Source organism: Qipengyuania nanhaisediminis, from assembly GCF_900115585.1.
GTDB classification, from domain to species: Bacteria; Pseudomonadota; Alphaproteobacteria; order Sphingomonadales; family Sphingomonadaceae; genus Qipengyuania; species Qipengyuania nanhaisediminis.
The window spans coordinates 1-19,635 of sequence record NZ_FOWZ01000003.1 but is presented as its reverse complement, the minus strand read 5'-3'; the positions used below and the strand labels follow the sequence as shown (position 1 = coordinate 19,635).

Below are 19,635 nucleotides of genomic sequence, written 5' to 3'. Positions count from 1 at the left end.
CTGGTTATCAATAGCGTCTTAGCGCGCGGGATAGCGCAAGCGACCAAGGAAGCGCGACAGGCTGAAGCTTTCACGATCGGGATTCAGCCATTTGGCCTTCACCTTTTCGAACTTCATCACACCTTCGATCCGGCGGTCGAGGAAAGCCTTCGTTTCCGACTTGCCCTCGCTCTCGTCCTCCACGAACACCGCGAGAGTGGCCCCATAGAGCGAGGCGAGGATCGCCCGCTTGGTATAGTGATTGTAATCGGTCGCCGTATCGCCAGCGAGCCGCCACATCAGGTCGGCGGTCTGCCAGCCGCGCTTGGCCGAAGCAGGGGCATTCTGCGGCATAGCCATGATTGCGAGCGCACGGCGAAGGGCCTCTTCCTGTCCAGCCACGGCGTCCAGCCGGAACTGGACGAGGCTCCGGATTCGCTCGCGGATTTTCATCGGCGCAACCACCTCTTCCGGAAAGGTGGCTGCCATCGCCATGTCGACCGCCTCGATCCAGGCGAAAACCATATCGATGGCGCCGCCCTTGAAAGCGAGGCGCGCGACATCGATGTCCGCGCCCATCTGTTCGGCAGCCATTTCGAGGGCCGCATCGCTCCAGCCGTCGAAAATCGCAGCATCCGCAATGGCCGGGGCCAGCGCGAGCCTGAGCTCATCCAGGGTGAGATCGGCGATATCGGGCGCTTGCGTATCGTCCATCAGCTCGGTCCGTAGGTTTCAGGTTCGGCTTCGCGCGCGGTTTCGGCCTTCTCGATGGCAGCCATCACCTTCTCGTTCGAGGCGAGCAGCTTGGCATAGTCGCGCGCCGTGCGGCCGCTGTTGTCGGTCCGGTCGAGATTCGCGCCTGCTTCGATGAGGACCTCGATCATGCCGGTGTCGCGGCGATGGATCGCAGTCATCAGAGGGGTCTCGCCGGTCGAATTGGCAACATCGACATTGGCCCCGCCCTTGATCAGGCGCGCAACGCCTTCGATGAAGCCCAGTTGCACGGCGATCTGGAGCGGCGTGACGCCGTTGTTGTCAGCAATGTTTGGGTTCGCACCGCGCTGGAGAAGAAAGCGCACCCAGGTCAGGTCGCGCCGCTGGACCACGGCGTGCATGGCGGTTTCGCCCGTGGTGATCTCGCGCGCATTGACGATAGTGCTGCCCGGCTGGTCGAGCAGGGCGGTCGCCTCGGTCCCGTCACGGTCGCGGACCGCCTTGATGAACTTGTACCCATCGGACTGCCCCTGCGCGGCAAGCGGCATCGCCACCAGGCTCGCCATGCCGATGGTGAGGGTCAGGAAACGAGTGACCGGATTTACGCGCACCTTAGGGAACTCCCGTGATTTTCCGTCTGAGAACAGGCTGCATGCCCTTGAATGCGGGCGCTTAGCAGACCATGAACCAACCTGTCATGCCCTACAAGTTTCCCGCCGCATTGGCCGCGCTCCTCCTGACCGCCTGCAACGCCCAACCCGCTGAAGAACCGCCTCTGGCAGGCGCGGCTCTTGGCGGCGATTTCACGTTGACGGGAGAAGACAATTCGCAGGTGAGCTGGAGCGACTTCGCCGGCAAGTATCGCATCGTCTATTTTGGCTATGCCTTCTGCCCGGACGTTTGCCCCACCGACGTGCAGCGCGCCATGGCGGGCCTTAAGCAATTCGAGGCGAGCGAGCCGGAACTCGGCGCTCAGATCCAGCCCCTGTTCGTGACTATCGATCCAGACCGCGATACGCCGCAGGTCGTCGCGGAATTCACCGACGCCTTCCACCCCCGCCTGATCGGGCTGACCGGCTCGCCCGAAGAGGTGAAGGCTGCAGCAGACAAGTTCGCCGTATATTATGCGCGCGGCGCAGATAGCGAAGCGGGTGGCTACCTTATGGATCACTCCAATATCACCTACCTGTTTGGCCCTGCTGGCGACCCGATCGCCATGCTGCCGACCGACGAGGGGCCCGATGCTGTGGCCGCGGAACTGGCGAAATGGGTGCGTTGAGGGACCGTTTCTGGGAACTTCCGCTGGCGAAGCTCAACCAGGAAGAATGGGAAGCGCTGTGCGATGGCTGCGGGCGCTGCTGCCTGCACAAGGTCGAATACGAGGACACGGGCGAGATCGAGGAGACGAATGTCGCCTGCACACTGCTCGACTGTTCGACGGCGCGCTGCAAGGACTACAAGAACCGCAAGGCCTTCGTGCCGGACTGCCTGCGCCTCACGCTCAAGCTGGTCGACAAGGTTCCCTGGCTCCCCGACACCTGCGCCTATCGCCGCCGCGCCGACGACCGCCCACTGCCGAGCTGGCATTATCTGATCTCAGGCGATCGCGAGGCCGTGGTCGCTGCTGGGGTTTCCGTGGCGGGCCGCGTAATCAGCGAAGACGAGGCAGGCCCGCTCGAACATCACATCGTCGAATGGGGTGACGGCGAGGAAGAAGCCGCATGATCGAATGGCTCCGGTCCGAAGCGCTCGAGCCGGCCATCGAATTGGGCGGCCGGAAGATACCCATAGAACTGCGTCGTCATGCGCGTGCCAAACGGCTGACGTTGCGCCTTGCCCCAGATGGCAAAACCGTGCTCATCACCCTGCCGCGATGGTGTGCCAGCAAGGAAGCTATCGCCTTCGCCCATGCCCGTGCGGCGTGGCTGAAAGCCCAGCTCGACAAGGTGCCCGAGGCCTTCGATCCGGTGGCCAGCCGCCTGCTCCCCTACAAGGGCGGCGAGATTGCAATCGACTGGCGTGAAGACGCGCCGCGCAGGCCGACGCTGGAAGCAGGCACGCTGCGCCTAGGCGGGCCGGAAGAAACGCTCGGCAAGCGTTTGCAGCGCTTTCTCGAAACCGAAGCACAATCCCATTTTGCCGATGATGCCGCTTTTTATTGCGGGCGCGCCGCCCTGCCCGTCGCGCCCGTCAAGCTGGCGCGTGCGAGGCGTCGGTGGGGCAGCTGTTCGAGCGAGGGCGTGCTGCGGCTCAACTGGCGCCTCATCATGGCTCCCGATTTCGTGCGCCGTTCGGTTGTCGCCCACGAAGTCGCCCATCTCGTGCATTTCGACCACAGCGAGGCGTTCCACGCCTTACTCGACGAGCTTTACGATGACGACATCGAGCGGGCCAATCGCTGGCTGTCTGCCAGCGGGCGCAAACTCTATGCCTGCTTCACCTAGCGCCGGGCGCACAAGCCTACTATCTGTATAGCATGCGCTATTTTCGCAGAGTGAACCCCGTCGGGGGCATTTCCGATTTCTGGAGCTATATCCGGCAGCCGCAGCCCTATCGCTGGGCGTTTCTGCTGGTATCGCTGCTTGCCTGCCTCGGCCTCATTTCCATCCTGACGCACGAACGGGTTTTCATGCCGCCGGAACAACCCGAGGTAGAATATATCCGCACCTTCGCAGCCGACCGGACGGACGAGGAAATTCGCCAGTCGAATCTCGAAAACCAGCGCCTGAAGGAAGAACGCCAGGCCGAACTCGACCGGATCGAAGAAGAAAAACGCGATCTCTATCGCCGTGTGGGAGCGGCGACGGGCGTCGATACGACCGCTGCCGAGGCGAAGGCCGAAGCGGAACGCGCCGCTGCCGAGCAGGCCGAGCGCGAACGGCTGGAGCGTCTCTTCGGCGAGCAGAACCAAGACACGGATGCAACGGTTGTCGACCAGGGGGAATGACACCCGCTGGCTGAATGCAACAGCGCGTCTGGCCGCGCGCGGGCGCCCTACGTCGCGCCCGAATCCGGCTGTCGGTTGCCTGATCGTAAAGGATGGGACAGTCGTCGGTCGCGGGTGGACCCGCGCTGGCGGGCGCCCACACGCCGAGGCTGCCGCGCTGGAGGAAGCAGGTGACTTGGCAGCTGGCGCGATCGCTTACGTTACGCTTGAGCCGTGCGCCCATGTCTCGCCGCGCGGTCCGGCCTGTGCCGACCTGCTTCGCGAAGCAGGCGTTGCCCGCGTAGTAGTAGGCTCGCCCGACCCGGATCCACGCACAGCAGGGGAAGGTGTCGCAAGATTACGCGATGCTGGGATCAAAGTGGATATTCTCCCCACTCCCGAGGTGGGGGACAGCCTAGCCGGGTATCTGACCCGTGCGCGTCTTTCTCGCCCATTCGTGACGCTCAAGCTCGCCGTCTCGCTGGACGGCCAGATCGCAACCGCTTCGGGCGAGAGCCAGTGGATCACCGGCGAGGTCGCCCGCGCACACGTCCATTCCCGCAGAGCCATGCACGATGCCATTCTGGTCGGAGGAGGCACGTGGCGCGTGGACCAGCCGAGGCTTGATGTTCGCCTGGCTGGCCTTGAGCACCAGTCTCCACGCCGCGTCCTGCTATCGCGCGGCATTGCGCCCGATGGCGTCACCGTCATCAACACCCCTTCGCAGATTGAGCGCCTCGACGAAGTGCAATATCTCTATGTCGAAGGTGGCGCTCAGACGGCCGGTAGTTTCCTTGCAGAAGACCTCGTCGACCGCATCGAGCTCTACCGCGCACCGATCCTGATCGGCAAAGGCCGCTCTGCCTTGGGAGACATCGGCCTCGAGAGCCTCGCGGATGCACACGGACGCTGGACACTGACCGAACGCCGCCAGCTTGGCAGCGATAGCTTCGAAGCTTACAGCCGCTCGCGCCCAGAGGAGAATTGACCGCAATGTTTACCGGCATCGTCACGGCGATTGGCACCATCGAAAAGATCGAGAAGCGCCAGGACACGCGTGTCACAGTCGCTTGTCCGTTCGATCCCGAAGCGATCGATATCGGTGCTTCGATCGCCTGCTCGGGCGTGTGCCTGACCGTGGTGGAACTCGCCGGTGAAGCTGGCGCGGCACGTATCGGCTTCGACGTTTCGGACGAAACCGTCCGCCGCACCGTCCCTCAGATGTGGCAGGAGGGTCGTACGCTCAACCTGGAGCCTGCCCTGCGGCTTGGCGACGAGCTTGGCGGGCACCTCGTCACCGGTCATGTCGACACGGTCGGTGAGGTCGTGGCCGTAAAGGATGCCGGCGGTTCGACCAAGCTGGCCATTCGCATATCGCGCGACTTCGCTCCGTTCGTGGCCGAGAAAGGCTCCATTACCGTCGATGGCGTCTCGTTGACGGTGAACGATGTTCGCGACCGGGAAGGTGGTGCGTGTGACTTCGCGCTTAACATCATCCCGCATACCGGCGAGGTCACGACGCTGGGCGCTCTTCGCCAAGGGGACAGCGTCAATCTCGAGATCGACGTGCTCGCCCGCTATCTCATGCGGATGCAAAGCCTGAAGGGCTGAGAAACCCTCTCCCAATGCAAAACGGGGCGGCCCATCGGACCGCCCCGCTCGATAAACCCGGTGGAAGCCGGAAATGGGTTACATTCCGTCGACGCTTTTGCTGACAAGAATGTTGACCGAAACGCGGCGGTTCTGCGCCTTGCCTTCGGGCGTGCTGTTGTCTGCCAGCGGATCCGAAGCGGCCATGCCCGTCGGGCTCAGCATACGCCAGGGCTGCCAGCCACATTCCTGCTGGAGGAAGTTGACCACGCGTCCGGCGCGGCGTTCGCTGAGTTCCTGGTTGATCTCGTAGCTGCCGGTCGAATCGGTGTAACCGACGACGAGGAGGAGAGCGTTGTCCATCGCGTTCGCCTGGTCGGCTGCAGCACACAGGTCCTGGCGGGCTTCTGCCGACAGGTTGTACTTGCCGGTGTCGAAGAACACGTTCGTCGAACCCTTGATGTTGTACTTGTCGATATCGCCCATGCGACCGCGCAGCGATTCAGCAAGCGCAGCATTGGCGTCGATATCTTCACGCTGTTCGGCGAACTGCTGCGAAGTACCGTTGCGGATCATCGCTGCGGTTTCGAGATCGTCGTCCTTCAGGCGCACGTCCGTCGCGATCAGGCCACGGCCACCCCACTGGACCGTCTTCACGGTAACCGGCAGGCCGTTGAGCAGCGACGAAGCGGCGAGCTCCTTGCTGCCGAGGCCGAGGAAACCGCCCTTGGCGCGGATTTCGGTACCTTCACTGATGACGATCAGCGTGTTCTGGCCGCCAAGCGTGGTGACCTGCATGCGGTTTCCGCTGCGCGCAGAGATGAAGCCTTCGACTTCGGGGCCTTCGGGCAGTCCTTCGAGATCGGTGGGCACGCTGCCCTCGACGATGGTCAGGACTTCGGCTTCCTCGGCTTCGGCCTGGGCTTCGCCGACGGGGCGCAGTTCCTGGGCCGAAAGGCTGGCCGAAAGCGGCAGCGAAAGTGCGGCAAGCCAGACAAGCGTCTTCGGCTTCTTGGAAATGGTAGTCATTGCAATCCTCCTTCAAACTCTGACAGCCGACCCCGCGAATACGCCAGTTAGGTCCGTTCGCCCCCTGATGGCGCACCCGGCTATCATGAATCCATGCGTTTGGCTGTAAGCGCCCGCGACCCGAATGCCGCACGTCGACGCTATGGATTTCGCCCCCTGTTCAGAGCCACCTTTCGCTCAGGTGAACATTTTCCGCGCCTCCCGCGAACTGGCAGGCGATCTGGGCGGAAGGTGCGATGAACCGTTAAATATCGTCAGAACGAAACACGTAAACGGCGTGGCAAGAATCGGTTGGATTGCGCCGATTCCTGCTTAATCAGCGCCCGAAAGCGGCCCTTCAGAGAAACTCTCTCGGGTGATTTCGTAGACCAGGTGGACGATCCGTTTGCCGTCATAGCGGCCCAGTTCGTACCGGTCCGTGCGTACGGCGCCGATCGCCTCCAGCGCGTTGCGCGACCGGTAATTCGTGTCGCCAACGCGGAATTCGACGAGGGCGACATTCGCAAAAGCGTGCCTCAGCAGCGCCGCTTTCATTTCCGAATTGATGCCCTTCCCCCAGCACGGGCGCTCCAGATAGGTCCAGCCGATTTCGACCACGCCACTTTCTTCGGGGTCATATTTGTCGAGACGCGTGTGGCCGACGATGCGGTCCTTGTCCTTGCGGATCACGGCAAGGCCGCCGCCGCTGGCGAGGCATTCGTCGAAGAAATCGTCGAAGACCTCGCGCCGCCAGCGGTCGTGCACGGGATGCTGTTCCCAGATCATCGGATCGCTGGCCACTTCGAACAGCGCGCTGCGGTCGTCCTCCTGCAAGGGGCGGATCAGCAGGCGCTGGGTTTCGATGACCGGCTGGCGATCCATGCGGGGATCAGCCCTTCGTCACATCCGCAAGCGCCGCGATGAATTTCTCGGTATTGCCCGCATGTAGCCCGGCAACGTTGATCCGGCCAGAACCCGCCATGTAGATAGCGTGCTCTTCGCGAAGCTTCACGATCTGGTCCTTGGTCAGCGGGAGCATGGCGAACAGGCCGTTCTGGTCGGCGAGCGATGCAAGGCCGAGACCCGGCGCTTCATTATCAGCCTGGGCCAGTCGCTCGCGGACACGGCGCATGCGCGAACGCATTTCGTCCAGTTCATCCTGCCAGACCTGCGTCATATGCGCGTCTTCCAGAGCGATGCGCACTGCTGCGCCGCCGTGATCGGGCGGCATGGACCAGTTAGCCCGGGCAAGCGCATTCGCATTGGAGGCGATCGCGGCAAGCTGATCCGGCTGCTCGGCCATCATGTAGAAAGCGCCCACCCGGTCGCGATAGAGACCGAAGTTCTTGTCGCAGCTGTAAGCGATCAGTGCCTCCGGTACGCGGTCGAGAACCGTGCGCACGCCGGCGACGTCCTCTTCCATGCCCTGCCCCAGCCCCTGGTAGGCGATGTCGAGAATGGGCAGCGCCCCGGAAGCGACGAATGCCTCTGCAATCTGTGCCCATTCTTCGGCCGTGTAATCAATGCCGGTCGGGTTGTGGCAACAGCCATGGAGCAGCACCGCATCTCCCGCGCCTGCCGCATCGATGGTCGCCAGGACGGCGTCGAGATCGGCCGTGCCCTTGTCAGTCGAATGTCTGAAAGTGACTGTCTCTACGCCCACATCATCGAGGATCTGGGCGTGGTTGGGCCAACTGGGCACGCCGAGATGGACGCGCTTCACGCCAGCTTTTGCAGCAAGGGCGACCGCAAGCCGAACCGCACCGGTCCCGCCGGGTGTCTGCATCCCTTCGATACGCGCTGCGAGCGTTTCGTCGTCGCCGAAGATGTAGGGCATCAGCGCCTTCACGAAGCCGCTGTCGCCTTCCGGGCCGAGGTAGGACTTGCTGTCCTGCTCGTCGATCAGGCGCTGTTCCGCCAGCTTGATCGATCGGAAGACCGGCGTCGCGCCGTCATTTGTGCGATAGACCCCGACACCGAGGTCGATCTTGTCCTCACGCTCGTCGGCGGCATACATCTTGATGAGTGCGAGGAGGGCGTCAGGCGGCTGGGCGTCTAGTCTGTCGAGCATGGAAAGCCCTTTCGCCCAACATGTCGAGGGCCGCAACCGAAATACGGTTGCGGCCCATCAAGATTGCCTATTTTTTCGTATCAGCAGCCGGTCAGAAGGGGAGCCAGCGCTGCTTCTTGGAGAAGCGGAGATAGCCCGCGTTCACACCCAGGCGAAGGCCTGCGCCCATCCTGATCGGAATCAGGACCACGTCGCCCTTGCGCACGTAGCTCGCGTGCAGGCCGCCGATCACATAGGCCTGGCCCTCCGCTGCCGGGAAGCGCTCGTAAAGTTCTTCGGTGTCGTAGAGGTTGTAGACCAGCACGAAGGTGCTGCCTGCATTTGCACCGGCATCGAAACCGACGGACGGACCCGTCCAGTAGACAGGCATTTCGCCTTCTACCTTATGGAACAGCGTGCCGGAACCGTAACGCGCCCCGACGACGAAAGCGCCGCCGGCCTCGCGCCCGACGATATAGCCGTTCGGTTCGCCCTGGTCGGCCAGCAGCTTGCGGATCATGTTGGCGACGCCTTCGGCACCCTTGCCGAAAACACCTTCGGCAGCGCCAATGAGATCATCTTCGCGATAGGTGGTGGCAGGATTGTCGACATCTGCACCTTCTACCACAGCAGACGCAGCCTCTTCCGCCTGCTGTTCCGACCAGACCGGCGGCGCTCCAGCGGCGTCTTCCTGCTCCACGCCATAGGCCGGGTCTTGCGGTGCTGCGGGTTCGTCAGCCGGTGCCTCGTAAGGTGAAGGCTCTCCTGGAGCTTCTTCGAGGTCGCCATCGATTGCTGCGTCATAGGCCGCATCCGGATCGACGGTTTCGACCTGCGCGGAAAGCGGGGCTGTCATCAGTCCCAATCCGGCGGCGAAACTCACCAGGAGCGTGCGTGCGGTATTCATCTCAAGATCCCTTCCATTGCCTCGCCTGCGTTCGAGCCGACAAGGCTGCGCCGGTGAGGAGAATCGCTTTGGAGCAGGCGGGCAATGACAGGGCGATGAACCGAATCGAATTCACGGCGAAGCGAGTCTTTGGCGCGTTGGAAAGAAGGCAGCGGATTCACCCTTGAAGGCATCCCAACCCCTAGCTATAGCGCGCCCCTCGCAGCCGAGGCTTGCGATGCGGAGACGTGGGTGAGTGGCTGAAACCAGCTCCCTGCTAAGGAGCCATACCTGGTAACGGGTATCGAGGGTTCGAATCCCTCCGTCTCCGCCATTCCCTGATGACCCCGACGGAATCCGGCCTCCACCAAGGTCGCTTCTTGGCATGATCGCTGGGGACGGGTATCGAGCAATGATGGAAAGCATCCAATCCGAAGCTGCCCTGAATTTCTGCCAGGCCTGCGCCGTGCGTAATCGCGCGATTTGCGCGGATCTCGACGATGAGGAAATTCGCATCCTCAATTCGATCGGCCGCCGTCGCCACTTGGAGGCGGGCGAACAATTGTTCTGGGAAGGCGATGAGGCCATCGTGGTCGCCAACGTCATCGAAGGGCTGCTGAAGCTGTCGACCCAGACGAGCGACGGCAAGGAGCAGATCCTCGGCCTTGCCTACCCCAGCGACTTCATGGGCAGGCCTTTCGGCAACTCGACGCCCTATGGTGTCGAAGCACTGACGCCCGCACTGGTGTGCACCTTCCAGCGCGCAGACTTCGACCGCTTTGCACGAGAGCATCCCAAGCTCGAACACAACCTTCTCGAACGCACCCTGTCGGAACTGGACCGTACCCGGCGCTGGATGCTCCTGCTCGGCCGGATGAACGCCGAACAAAAGCTCGCCACCTTCCTCCTCGACATGTCCGAACGGCTTGCCCCGAAAGGCTGCGCGCCATTCGAACAGAGCGCGGACGCTTTCGAACTGCCCTTGTCGCGGCAACAGATCGCTGACGTGCTCGGGCTAACAATCGAAACCGTCAGTCGCCAGTTCACGAAATTCCGCAAGCAGGGCCTGATCGATCTTCCGTCACGCCGCGAAGCCGTGATCCAGAAGCGCGAACGGCTCGAAGAACTGGCCCAATAGGCTGGCATCGCAGCTTTTTTGCGAAGGCGGTGGTGCCCCATAGACGACAAAAATGGGCACTCAAATCATTGGGAAATTTTTCTCGAACGCCGGTAACATCCGCGGGTATCCCGCTCAGTCCAGCCCAAAATTGGTCAAACAAACCCGGTCACCCAAGAGTAACTTTGCGCCGATAGGAAGGGCGCGTATCAAATGTGCAAAGGGGAGAATGATGACAGAAGAAGACATTCTGGATTTGGTCGAACCGCGGTTCGGTTCAAGAGACCTAGCACTCCAATGGTATGAAACACGGGCTCTCTCAGGATTCCGTGGAAAAACGGCAAAACAGCTAGTCGTACGGGGTCAAGCTTCCGAAGTCGCAAAATACGTTGCTGCGATCGACGCTGGCATCTTTGCCTAGCCTACGCAGTTGGCGGCAGCTTTTTGGGCCGATAGCGGTCTGTCGGGTATTAGTGGTGTGGCCCTGCATTGCCGACGTTCGGCTAACGACCCGATTGCGGACGAGCAGCAAATTTGGCACGGTTGAATTTAACGCCCGCAAATCTAACGAGAATTGCATGAATGGATCGATCTTAGCCTTCGTATTGGCATCGTCATTACCTGTTGCCGTTATTCAAGATGACGAAGCAAAGATGCGGGCGTTTCTTGCCGCGCTTATCGCAAGAGATACCGATCATCTTGTCGAAAACGCACATGCAGAGGTGCGTTATGATCCGGATTCTCGACTTGAGCGCTCACCAGAGCGAATGGAGAAGAATGTTCGTTCTATCTTCGAGAAGACCAGGAACTGCGACGTAGGTGCAATGATACGTGGTAAGGGATCACTGCAATACCAAGTCAATTGGTGGTGCGAGTATTATGCCGAGCCCGAAGGAAGTCCAAGCCAAGGAGCATTTGCTGTTCTAACCGTTGAAAACGGCCGCATTGAGATCAGCAATTTCAGCTGGCAGGGCCCCTATTACCCCAGGCCGCCACTCCTCCGATCGGAATGACCGCTTTCCACCCAGTTCGTGACTGATTTAGCGAGCTAACGTTGACCCAGGAGCAGACGGACAGCAAACGACCCGAATGTGGATACTGGTACCATATCTTGAAAGGTCACGACTGTTGCGGTCGTTGCAAATGACAGCGCATCAGTAGGCGGCTACAGTTCCTTCGATATGGTTGATCCATTGAGCTTCCTGCGTCAGAAGGGCGCTGCCCTTTTGGGCATGGCTCTATGCGTGTTGAGCCTGAACGTGATCATTCCGTCAGGCTATATGATCGTGCCGTCGTCGACCCATGTGTTCGCGGTCGTGCCCTGCCCTTCGTCGAACGAACTGGCGCGACTTACCGCGGCCAAACCTGGACATCACGAGCAGGTCGATCATGCCGCAATGGGCCATCACATGCCCGATCAGGCGGATCGGGACGGGACACCGCCCGATGCTTCGCAGCCTGATCCGGATTGCGCATTCTCCGCCCTGTCGATGGCAGCTCTGCTGCCTGGCACTGTCGCACCGGAAAATTCTGAATTCCCGGTCGAATTCCTCGATGAAGCGAGGCTTCCTACGCTGGCGGTTTCGCTTCCAAGATATCTGCGTCCACCCTTGCGCGCTCCACCTGTAAAGGGCTGATCCCCTCGACAGTTTCGGCGCTCGTTTCGGTCCTTTGCGGTCGACCTGCGCCTGTGTGCACAATGCAGATGCGAGAATACAATGAACTCTAGAATCCTACTCAGGACGCTCTTGATGGCGTCTTGTACGACCCTTGCTGCACAGCCAGCCCTTGCCCAAGAGCGGTCGACCCCTGAAAGCGACACGGCAATCCTCGTCGACACGATCGTCGTGACCGGCACGCAATTGCGAGATATTTCGCAGGACGGGGTCGAGAAACCCGAACAGATCGCGACGCCCGCCGATGCGGCTGCAATTGCAGCGAGAACGGCCGGGGGAGCACTGGTCGGCAACGGCGCACTTTCCGGGCAGCTTTCATATCGCGGGCTCGCCGGCGAGCGAGTGCTCGGGCGCGTGAACGACCAACGTTTTGCTTCGGGAGGACCGAATGCGATGGACCCGCCTCTCCACTATGCGCCGTCGGTTCTCGTCGAGCGGATCGAGGTCGCTCGCGGCGTCGCCCCGGTATCGCAAGGCCCATCGCTGGCCGGAGCCGTCAACGCCCGACTGGCCGAAGCCGAATTCACCGATGAAGCCCGCTTCTCGACGCAGGGCCGGTTTTCGGCCCAGTACCGCAGTGTCGACGACAGCTATGCAGTCGGCGGGCTGGCCGGTATCGCCAGTGACCAATGGCGCTTCGGGGTGATTGCCAGCCGCGAGCAGGGCGGCGACTACGAGTTCCCCGATGGAACCGCCGGAGGAACCTCTTTCGAACGCAACCTGTACGGTGCCCATGCGGGCTTCCGATCCGGCCCGGGCGAGATCTTCATCGAATATCGCCGGAGCGAAACCGATCCGACCGGCAATCCGCCGTTCGCGCTCGATATCGTCTATTTCAATACCGACTTCGTCCAGACAGGCTTCCGCGGCGAGGTTGCCGACAGGGTCCACCTCGATATGCGGCTTGGCCAAGTGGCGGTCCGGCACCTGATGGATAACCAGACCACAAGACAGCCGACCGCCACGCCCATGCAGGCTCGGGCTACTTTCGCCGAGGCCGATACGAATACCGCCGAAGTCGCATTGCGCTTCGGGTCCGACGGATCTTATTTCGCTATCGGGGGCGATGCGGAACTGACCGACAAGTTCGTTCGCATTACCAACCCTGTGAACCCTGCCTTCTTCATCGATGCACAGCCTGACCTAAAATCGGAAAGGGTAGGCGCTTTCGCACAGTGGCGCGGCGCGCTGTCTGCAATCGAGTTCGAGCTAGGCACGCGCATCGATCGGACCGATCAGACTGCTGGCATCCCGGCTCTCGGATCGGCGGTGCCGATGGGACCGGGTGGTCTGGCGGCGGCTTTTGCGGCTTCCGACCGCGATTATTCCACGACCACCATCGATGCAGTAGCGCGCTTCTGGATCCCGACGGGAGATGTCACGCCGCGCCTCACGCTTGCCCGGAAGGAGCGGGTGCCCAGCTTGCTGGAGCGGTTCGGCTGGTTGCCCACCGAAGCAAGCTTCGGTCTGGCCGACGGTAACATCTATGTCGGGAACCTCGCCCTCGATCCCGAAACAGCTTGGATTGCGGAGATCGGCTTCGATTGGGAAACGGACGCTGTCACCCTGCGCCCGACGGTATTCTATCGCCGGGTCGACGGTTTCATTCAGGGCACACCCGTCGATGATACCGTAAGCGTGGTGGACAGCCCGATCGAGATGATCGCAGCCATGAACGGGGACACCACACCGCTTCGTTTCTCGAACGTGGATGCGGAAATTTATGGCGCGGACCTCGATTTCGTCATCCGGCCGGTCGACCGGATCGAATTGTCCGGAACCGCCAGCCTAGTTCGCGGAAAGCGGCGCGACATCGACGATGACCTTTATCGTGTGGCACCGGCAAACCTTCGTCTTGCCGCTGCCTGGGCAGGCGATCGCCTGACCCTCGGTGCCGAAATGATCGCGGCGGCTGGCCAGGACAATATCTCCCGGTCGAACGACGAACAGCCTAGCGAAGGATACGCTGTCTTCGGCCTTTTTGGGCGCCTCGCCGTCAATGAGCTCCTTGCACTCGAAGCCGGAGTCGAAAACGTGTTTAATGCGGAATATCAGCCACACCTCGCAGGTCGCAGCAGGGTTGGCAATTCTGACGTGCCAACCGGCGAACGCTTGCCCGGTGCCGGCCAGGGAGGCTGGGTAAGGATCAACGCGAGGTTCTGATGCGATAGGAAAGGGTGGGCCGGCCTGTGGTTATACGGGTCGGCTCATTCCTGGCGTCGAGCGAGCCAACGAGCATTGCGCGAAGTCACCATTTCACCGATTTTCAAAGCATCACCGCGTCCGGCAGCAAACGACACGATCCGCTGCCGCCCTCATCGATCCAATCAGGTTATGTTCGAACCATCCCATATCATCGCGCGATGGGATTCGGCGTCGCTCGCACGCCCCTGAAACACCTCCACATATTTACTCGATTATATTAAACGATATATTGGATTCGCAGTTCTTCCGCAGTGCTCCTAGGTTGCCTGGGAAAGGAAGACGCAATGACGAAATCACCTCTCAGAATTTTGGGCACTACCTTTACTGCGTTTCTTGCGACCGCGTGCATGGCAGAGGTAGCCGAGGCCGAAACTCCGGCGCGTGTCACCTCGACAGACGTCAGCGCTCTGGCGATGGCCCTCGACGACGAATATCGCGCCGAAGCGATGTACGAGGCAGTCATCGCGTTGCACGGAGAGGTCCGCCCTTTCAGCAACATAATTACGGCGGAACAGCGACATTCCCAGCGTGTCCGGGAGGAAATGGATCGGCTTGGCATCCCTCACCGAGCGGACAATCCGTTCCTCGGAGAGATTTCAGCTCCTTCCAGCTTGCTCGAAGCTTGCGAGCAGGGCGTCCAAGCGGAGACCGAGAATATCGCTCTCTACGACGAGATCCTTCCGACCATTGTCGATGTGCAAGTCAAAGCCACCCTGAGCGACCTGCAATGGGCCTCCAAAGAGCGGCACCTCGCGGCATTCCAGCGCTGCGTTGATCGCGGTGGAGAGCCCGGAATGGGCCAGGGACATAACGGCCGTCGCGGGCGTCAGAACTAAATTCACTTACATAAAAGGATTAATTAAATGGGCCTTCATATCGGCGATACCGCCCCTGACTTCACGGTAGACACTCAGAATGGCGAGATCAGCCTCCACGATTGGGCTGGCGACAGTTGGGTATTCTTTTTCAGTCACCCCGCAGATTTTACCCCGGTCTGTACCACGGAGATGGGTCGCACCGCTCAACTTGCAGGCGAGTTCGAAAAGCGGAATGTGAAGCCGCTGGGTCTATCCACGGATACGGCAGAAGAACACGCAAGATGGATTGAGGACGTTAACGATACGCAGAACACAAACCTCACATTCCCGATTGTGGCGGATGCCGATCTCACGATCGCAAAGCTCTACGACATGATCCACCCGGATCAGAGCGAAACAGCGGCGGTCAGGTCCGTGTTTATTATCGATCCTGACAAGAAGATCCGGCTCACCATGACCTATCCCATGAGTGTGGGTCGTAACTTCGACGAAATATTGCGCGCGATCGACGCATTGCAGTTCAGCGACAAGCATGGCGTGGCAACGCCTGCGGACTGGCGCGAGGGCAAGGATGCGATCATCCCCCCGTCCGTCTCCGACGAGGACGCCAAATCGCGTTTCCCGCAAGGCTTTACTACGCTTCGCCCCTATCTGCGCACCGTCCAGATCGACTGAGCAAGATAGGAACTGAGTTTATCTAAGCGGGATCGGTTCGCGCCGGTCCCGCTTTTCTTATCTGAAGGAGGCATCATGCTACTGGAAAAAATCAAGACGCCGGGCCTGTCCCATCTATCCTACCTTGTCGGTTCGGGGGGAAAGGCCGCAGTCATTGATCCGCGGCGCGATTGTGAATGTTATGTCGAAATGGCGCGCGCCGAGGGCCTCGAAATCACGCACATTTTCGAAACTCACCGCAACGAGGACCTCGTTTCGGGTGCGCCGATCCTCAAGGAGCTGACCGGCGCCCGTGTGCTTCATGGTCCCAATCCGGCAGGCGCGATCAAATATGCCGATACCGCTCGCGAGGGCGAGGAATTCGAGATTGGTCAGCTTCGAATAAAGGTACTTGAGACGCCCGGTCATACGGACGACCACCTGGCGTTCGTCCTTCACGATGCAGCCTATCCCGACGGTCCGGTCGGAGTTTTTACCGGAGATGCTCTTTTTGTCGGTGATGTGGGTCGGACGGATTTCTATCCGGATCGCAAGCGTGAGGTGGCGGGCCTTTTGTTCGATTCCCTGCAGAAAATCCTGGGGTTGGGCGATCAGGTCATTCTCTACCCTGCACACGGAGCCGGATCGGTATGCGGATCGGGCATGGCTGAACGCGAGTTCTCTACGCTTGGCCATGAGCGTTTGAACAACACGCGCCTGCAGTTCGAGACCAAGGAAGCCTTCATCGACTTCAAGGTGGAGGAGAACCACTATCAACCTCCGTATTTCCGCCTGATGGAACGTCTCAATCTGGAAGGGGGAGACGCAGCACCGCGGGTGATGCGACCGCAGCGCCTGTCGCTCTCGGAATTGGAAGCAGTCGAGGTCGACCACCTCATCGACGTCAGGGAGCCGCTTGCATTCGCCTCTGGCCATCTTCCAGGGTCGATGAACCTGCCCGTCGGCATGATCTCCGCGTTCGCCGGCTGGTTTATCGGAGAGAGCGAGAAAATAGCCTTGATCGCGTCCGACGAAGACCAACTCGAAGCGGCAATGACGCATCTCGTCCGGATTGCGCTCGGCACGGTAGTCGGCGGCTATGTCGGGGTCGTTCCGGCGGCTGCCCAAGGCCGTACCTTGCGGACCATCCCGATGATCGGCACCGACGAGGTCGCGCAACGCCTGGCAAAGGAAGACGAGAGCTGGACGCTACTCGACGTGAGAGATGCCGACGAAAGGGCGCAGAGCGCGATTGAAGGTTCGCGACACATCTATGTGGGCGAGCTTCACACGCGCTATCGCGATCTCGATCGGTCGGAACGTTACACACTCATGTGCGCCAGCGGGATGCGAGCGACGGTTGCTGCAGGCTGGCTGGCAAGTCGCGGCTTCGAAAATCTGGACGTCTATCTCGGTTCCATGGGAGCGTGGAGCGCGAGCAGCAGCTGAATTGGTTCCCCGCTACTGTTCAGGAAGTTTTGGAGTGTCACTGCCGTCAATTTGGCCGACCGCTTTCCACCCATCTGGCGACGCTTTCAACGAGCTAGCGGTGTGCCAGGAGCGGACCGGCGGCTAACGACCCGAGACCGGACGCCACGTACAAACAATCTGTCGCTTAAAATCCCGCCCTCACCTCAAATTGGCAGGGCATAACGACATAATGTCAGGTTCTATTGACATTGTCAGTGAGTCGCGACATATAGTCACGACAACCTGACATGCGAGGTTGTTTCGCCCATCTGGACCCAACATCCAAGCTGGAGAATGACATGAACAAGAAACCACTAACACTAGCTGCTGCGACACTCGCAATTCTCGCAACTCCTGTTGCGGGTCGAGATTTGCCCACAGTTTCTATCAATATCAGCGATCTAGACCTCAATACGGAAGCCGGCCAACGGAAGCTGGATGAGCGGATCGATATTACAGCGCGGCGCATCTGCCGATCCGGAGGATTCGACCATGGGGCGCGCAAGGCCGAAGCCGAGTGCCGCCTTGCTGTAAAAATGAAGATCGCCCCGGACGTAAAACTTGCCATCGCCAATGCTCGTCAGGAGCGCCTCGCTACCATCCAGCTCGACGCCCAAGGCTAATCGGCTTCGTCGGGGCGTCACGCGCGACAATGGCGCCCCGACGGAGAATGCCACGGCATTTTAGAGTTCAGTACGATTATGGAGTTTTTTTTGGGGGGGGTAGCTCAAACTTCAGGACTGGTTTCGTCACGATATAGATGCCGTTAAAGGACAACTCACAGGGAACATGAAACGTGGATCTTAATTCGAACACTGGCCAAGGGCATGGACCCAACGAAAGGCGGTTTCGCCTTTACTTTAGATTGATGGACCTTTGCTTGTTATCTAGCATACTAATACTTTTATCTCTGCTTCCGATATTCGATAATGTAGTTTCACCCGATGGGACCGTGCCGGTTTGGTATCGAATATACGGATCAGTACTTCTATTTTTTGCGTTCTTTGTTACTCCAACTCTAATCCTAGCCCGGTTTATGAGGGACGAATACGCGGAACAGTTATTTCGCCGCACAACGGACGTGGTGGTCTATTCGGCTGTAGCAATGCCGTTAATCGTTTTTTGGGTGGCTACAATTGTATACTTGGTTACGGGCGCTGAAGAAGCACCGTATCCCTTTAGCCTTTTTATGGTCGAAGTGACTTGGTGGTCGGCAATTGCTGACCTTTTCAAGTATTTTTGCCTACTATTCGTCTTGGTTTTTCAGTTCATCCGCTGGAAGGACAGCCGATGAAAAACCGTCTCCGCGTCCTGAGGGCTGAGCGAGAATGGAGCCAGGCAGCGTTGGCTCAACATCTCGGGGTGTCGCGTCAGGCCGTAAATGCAATCGAGACTGGCAAGCACGATCCATCTCTTCCGCTGGCGTTCCGCATTGCACGGCTCTTCGACATGCCCATCGAAGCCATATTTGATGACTGCACAGATTAGCAGGACAGTATCATTGGGGACGGGGTGAAGCCCGATGAAGGGACGGCCGACGCCCATCGCACGTGAACCCTTATCCGTACGTCCGCTTTCCACCCATCTGACGACGCTTTCGCCGAGCTAGCTATGTGCCAGAAGCTGACGGGCCGCTAACGATCCGGTTGCGGCCATTCTAAACCCTTGTCATTCTGTATCCATGATCAGGCATTTTGCGTTTTTGGCCACTGCCGCATTAGTCTGTACTTCCTGCAAGAATTCGGAGGTGGACAGTGCGGAGAGCTTAGTAGGCGCTAAGACGCTTGCCTCGGCAGATATGCTGTCTCGCGAAACCCTCTACATTAGACGTGGGATGACCGATTGGTGCTGCCACTATTTGTCATACGAGTTGCGTCCTGACGACACTCTCATCGTCGAGCACACCATTTCGGAAGATGATGGGCTGACAGTAACCAAAGACAGCGAGACCATCAAAATGGCTTCAGAGATCGCGACAAAGGTGAGGTGGCTAATGAGGCGGGTTCGCCCCACCGAACTTGAGGGCCAGGGCATCGAAGAAAATGCGGTTCGCCCGATCGGATGCGAGCGACAGGGGCCGCACGACTTTGGCGAAGTAAGCGTCGCCTTCATGCACCAAGACCATGCGGTGAACGTCCAAAATGCTAAGTTCGCTGTATTTGAGTTGCCCTACGCGTCTAGCTGCGAAACACGAGTTGCCAAGGAAGCAAGGGAAGTGACGTGCTCCCCTGAAATGTGACCGGTTTTTGGTAGAGTCCGACGCAAAGGAGTCGGACGAGAATGAAACGAAGCAGGTTCAGCGAAGAGCAGATCATCGCGGTTTTGAAGGAGCAGGAGGCTGGGATGCCGACAGCGGAAGTGTGCCGCCGTCACGGGATCAGTTCCGCCACGTTCTACAAGTGGAAGTCGAAGTTCGGCGGTCTGGAGGTGTCCGATGCCCGGCGGTTGCGGACACTCGAGCAGGAGAACAGTCGGCTGAAGAAGCTGCTGGCCGAGGCGATGCTCGACAACGTGGTGCTGAAGGATCTGGCATCAAAAAAAT

The 19,635-nt window shown here is 59.9% G+C and carries 23 protein-coding genes and 1 tRNA gene; 18 read left to right on the top strand and 6 right to left on the bottom strand.

Going from position 1 to position 19,635, the window contains the following annotated elements; translation table 11 throughout:
* Positions 1-18: 18 nt before the first annotated feature.
* Together BM173_RS08990 and BM173_RS08985 are read right to left on the bottom strand one after the other, a co-directional pair.
* A complete protein-coding gene (locus BM173_RS08990; RefSeq protein ID WP_090480417.1) occupies positions 19-693 on the bottom strand; it encodes a COQ9 family protein in 675 nt (224 codons plus the stop codon).
* Entirely contained in the window at positions 693-1,304 is a 612-nt protein-coding gene (locus BM173_RS08985) for an ankyrin repeat domain-containing protein (RefSeq protein WP_245755836.1), read from the bottom strand. The genes BM173_RS08990 and BM173_RS08985 overlap by 1 nt, the downstream gene beginning before the upstream one ends.
* Positions 1,305-1,375: 71 nt before the next feature.
* On the opposite strand from BM173_RS08985, the gene BM173_RS08980 reads away from it, so the two are divergent.
* From BM173_RS08980 to BM173_RS08955, 6 genes are read left to right on the top strand one after another with little or no spacing between them, the layout of a single operon-like run.
* Positions 1,376-1,972, top strand: a complete 597-nt coding sequence (locus BM173_RS08980) for an SCO family protein (RefSeq protein WP_090480415.1) — start codon at positions 1,376-1,378, stop codon at positions 1,970-1,972.
* Positions 1,960-2,418: a YcgN family cysteine cluster protein gene (locus BM173_RS08975; protein ID WP_090480412.1), complete on the top strand. Its 459-nt coding sequence runs from the start codon at positions 1,960-1,962 to the stop codon at positions 2,416-2,418. The genes BM173_RS08980 and BM173_RS08975 overlap by 13 nt, the downstream gene beginning before the upstream one ends.
* Positions 2,415-3,137, top strand: coding sequence for a M48 family metallopeptidase (locus BM173_RS08970; RefSeq protein WP_090480409.1), 723 nt, complete (start codon positions 2,415-2,417; stop codon positions 3,135-3,137). Before BM173_RS08975 ends, BM173_RS08970 begins: the two co-directional genes overlap by 4 nt.
* A 32-nt stretch (positions 3,138-3,169) precedes the next feature.
* Complete coding sequence (locus BM173_RS08965) at positions 3,170-3,640, top strand: hypothetical protein (RefSeq protein WP_090480406.1); 471 nt, start codon at positions 3,170-3,172, stop codon at positions 3,638-3,640.
* Positions 3,612-4,607: a bifunctional diaminohydroxyphosphoribosylaminopyrimidine deaminase/5-amino-6-(5-phosphoribosylamino)uracil reductase RibD gene (ribD, locus tag BM173_RS08960; protein WP_090480404.1), complete on the top strand. Its 996-nt coding sequence runs from the start codon at positions 3,612-3,614 to the stop codon at positions 4,605-4,607. The genes BM173_RS08965 and ribD overlap by 29 nt, the downstream gene beginning before the upstream one ends.
* A 5-nt stretch (positions 4,608-4,612) precedes the next feature.
* Entirely contained in the window at positions 4,613-5,230 is a 618-nt protein-coding gene (locus tag BM173_RS08955; protein ID WP_090480401.1) for a riboflavin synthase, read from the top strand.
* A 78-nt stretch (positions 5,231-5,308) separates the two neighbouring features.
* Here BM173_RS08955 and BM173_RS08950 read toward each other — a convergent pair whose 3' ends face one another.
* The 4 genes from BM173_RS08950 to BM173_RS08935 form a co-directional block, all read right to left on the bottom strand.
* Complete coding sequence (locus BM173_RS08950; RefSeq protein ID WP_090480398.1) at positions 5,309-6,238, bottom strand: OmpA family protein; 930 nt, start codon at positions 6,236-6,238, stop codon at positions 5,309-5,311.
* Between the two features lie 312 nt (positions 6,239-6,550).
* Positions 6,551-7,099, bottom strand: a complete 549-nt coding sequence (locus tag BM173_RS08945; RefSeq protein ID WP_090480396.1) for a GNAT family N-acetyltransferase — start codon at positions 7,097-7,099, stop codon at positions 6,551-6,553.
* A 7-nt stretch (positions 7,100-7,106) separates the two neighbouring features.
* Complete coding sequence (locus tag BM173_RS08940; RefSeq protein ID WP_090480392.1) at positions 7,107-8,288, bottom strand: amino acid aminotransferase; 1,182 nt, start codon at positions 8,286-8,288, stop codon at positions 7,107-7,109.
* Between the two features lie 91 nt (positions 8,289-8,379).
* On the bottom strand, positions 8,380-9,174 hold the full coding sequence (locus BM173_RS08935) for a DUF1134 domain-containing protein (RefSeq protein ID WP_090480388.1): 795 nt from the start codon (positions 9,172-9,174) through the stop codon (positions 8,380-8,382).
* Between the two features lie 221 nt (positions 9,175-9,395).
* Here BM173_RS08935 and BM173_RS08930 point away from each other — a divergent pair.
* The 12 genes from BM173_RS08930 to BM173_RS08875 all read left to right on the top strand — a co-directional run.
* Positions 9,396-9,487 (top strand) — tRNA-Ser (locus BM173_RS08930).
* Between the two features lie 78 nt (positions 9,488-9,565).
* A complete protein-coding gene (locus tag BM173_RS08925; protein ID WP_177201860.1) occupies positions 9,566-10,291 on the top strand; it encodes a Crp/Fnr family transcriptional regulator in 726 nt (241 codons plus the stop codon).
* 557 nt (positions 10,292-10,848) lie between these two features.
* Positions 10,849-11,283, top strand: coding sequence for a hypothetical protein (locus BM173_RS14445; RefSeq protein ID WP_143089616.1), 435 nt, complete (start codon positions 10,849-10,851; stop codon positions 11,281-11,283).
* A gap of 168 nt (positions 11,284-11,451) precedes the next feature.
* On the top strand, positions 11,452-11,907 hold the full coding sequence (locus BM173_RS08920) for a hypothetical protein (protein WP_177201859.1): 456 nt from the start codon (positions 11,452-11,454) through the stop codon (positions 11,905-11,907).
* 114 nt (positions 11,908-12,021) lie between these two features.
* Positions 12,022-14,109: a TonB-dependent receptor plug domain-containing protein gene (locus BM173_RS08915; RefSeq protein ID WP_177201858.1), complete on the top strand. Its 2,088-nt coding sequence runs from the start codon at positions 12,022-12,024 to the stop codon at positions 14,107-14,109.
* 389 nt (positions 14,110-14,498) lie between these two features.
* Positions 14,499-14,987, top strand: coding sequence for a ferritin-like domain-containing protein (locus tag BM173_RS08910; RefSeq protein WP_090481516.1), 489 nt, complete (start codon positions 14,499-14,501; stop codon positions 14,985-14,987).
* Between the two features lie 27 nt (positions 14,988-15,014).
* The gene (locus BM173_RS08905; RefSeq protein ID WP_090480370.1) at positions 15,015-15,644 is read left to right on the top strand and encodes a peroxiredoxin; all 630 of its coding nucleotides are present in this window, start codon (positions 15,015-15,017) and stop codon (positions 15,642-15,644) included.
* 75 nt (positions 15,645-15,719) lie between these two features.
* Positions 15,720-17,072: an MBL fold metallo-hydrolase gene (locus BM173_RS08900; RefSeq protein ID WP_090480368.1), complete on the top strand. Its 1,353-nt coding sequence runs from the start codon at positions 15,720-15,722 to the stop codon at positions 17,070-17,072.
* A gap of 320 nt (positions 17,073-17,392) precedes the next feature.
* Entirely contained in the window at positions 17,393-17,716 is a 324-nt protein-coding gene (locus BM173_RS08895) for a UrcA family protein (protein WP_177201857.1), read from the top strand.
* 667 nt (positions 17,717-18,383) lie between these two features.
* Complete coding sequence (locus BM173_RS08885) at positions 18,384-18,581, top strand: helix-turn-helix transcriptional regulator (RefSeq protein ID WP_090480359.1); 198 nt, start codon at positions 18,384-18,386, stop codon at positions 18,579-18,581.
* 193 nt (positions 18,582-18,774) lie between these two features.
* On the top strand, positions 18,775-19,332 hold the full coding sequence (locus BM173_RS08880) for a hypothetical protein (protein ID WP_090480356.1): 558 nt from the start codon (positions 18,775-18,777) through the stop codon (positions 19,330-19,332).
* Between the two features lie 41 nt (positions 19,333-19,373).
* A partial coding sequence (locus BM173_RS08875; protein WP_143089615.1) for a transposase occupies positions 19,374-19,635 on the top strand: 262 nt, incomplete at its 3' end.

Bases quoted from the DNA above. Each gene is read 5' to 3' on its own strand.
- BM173_RS08990 (WP_090480417.1), bottom strand. From the start codon at position 693: ATGGACGATACGCAAGCGCCCGATATCGCCGATCTCACCCTGGATGAG.
- BM173_RS08980 (WP_090480415.1), top strand. From the start codon at position 1,376: ATGAACCAACCTGTCATGCCCTACAAGTTTCCCGCCGCATTGGCCGCG.
- BM173_RS08975 (WP_090480412.1), top strand. From the start codon at position 1,960: ATGGGTGCGTTGAGGGACCGTTTCTGGGAACTTCCGCTGGCGAAGCTC.
- BM173_RS08970 (WP_090480409.1), top strand. From the start codon at position 2,415: ATGATCGAATGGCTCCGGTCCGAAGCGCTCGAGCCGGCCATCGAATTG.
- BM173_RS08965 (WP_090480406.1), top strand. From the start codon at position 3,170: ATGCGCTATTTTCGCAGAGTGAACCCCGTCGGGGGCATTTCCGATTTC.
- ribD (WP_090480404.1), top strand. From the start codon at position 3,612: ATGCAACGGTTGTCGACCAGGGGGAATGACACCCGCTGGCTGAATGCA.
- BM173_RS08955 (WP_090480401.1), top strand. From the start codon at position 4,613: ATGTTTACCGGCATCGTCACGGCGATTGGCACCATCGAAAAGATCGAG.
- BM173_RS08950 (WP_090480398.1), bottom strand. From the start codon at position 6,238: ATGACTACCATTTCCAAGAAGCCGAAGACGCTTGTCTGGCTTGCCGCA.
- BM173_RS08945 (WP_090480396.1), bottom strand. From the start codon at position 7,099: ATGGATCGCCAGCCGGTCATCGAAACCCAGCGCCTGCTGATCCGCCCC.
- BM173_RS08940 (WP_090480392.1), bottom strand. From the start codon at position 8,288: ATGCTCGACAGACTAGACGCCCAGCCGCCTGACGCCCTCCTCGCACTC.
- BM173_RS08935 (WP_090480388.1), bottom strand. From the start codon at position 9,174: ATGAATACCGCACGCACGCTCCTGGTGAGTTTCGCCGCCGGATTGGGA.
- BM173_RS08925 (WP_177201860.1), top strand. From the start codon at position 9,566: ATGATGGAAAGCATCCAATCCGAAGCTGCCCTGAATTTCTGCCAGGCC.
- BM173_RS14445 (WP_143089616.1), top strand. From the start codon at position 10,849: ATGAATGGATCGATCTTAGCCTTCGTATTGGCATCGTCATTACCTGTT.
- BM173_RS08920 (WP_177201859.1), top strand. From the start codon at position 11,452: ATGGTTGATCCATTGAGCTTCCTGCGTCAGAAGGGCGCTGCCCTTTTG.
- BM173_RS08915 (WP_177201858.1), top strand. From the start codon at position 12,022: ATGGCGTCTTGTACGACCCTTGCTGCACAGCCAGCCCTTGCCCAAGAG.
- BM173_RS08910 (WP_090481516.1), top strand. From the start codon at position 14,499: ATGGCAGAGGTAGCCGAGGCCGAAACTCCGGCGCGTGTCACCTCGACA.
- BM173_RS08905 (WP_090480370.1), top strand. From the start codon at position 15,015: ATGGGCCTTCATATCGGCGATACCGCCCCTGACTTCACGGTAGACACT.
- BM173_RS08900 (WP_090480368.1), top strand. From the start codon at position 15,720: ATGCTACTGGAAAAAATCAAGACGCCGGGCCTGTCCCATCTATCCTAC.
- BM173_RS08895 (WP_177201857.1), top strand. From the start codon at position 17,393: ATGAACAAGAAACCACTAACACTAGCTGCTGCGACACTCGCAATTCTC.
- BM173_RS08885 (WP_090480359.1), top strand. From the start codon at position 18,384: ATGAAAAACCGTCTCCGCGTCCTGAGGGCTGAGCGAGAATGGAGCCAG.
- BM173_RS08880 (WP_090480356.1), top strand. From the start codon at position 18,775: ATGATCAGGCATTTTGCGTTTTTGGCCACTGCCGCATTAGTCTGTACT.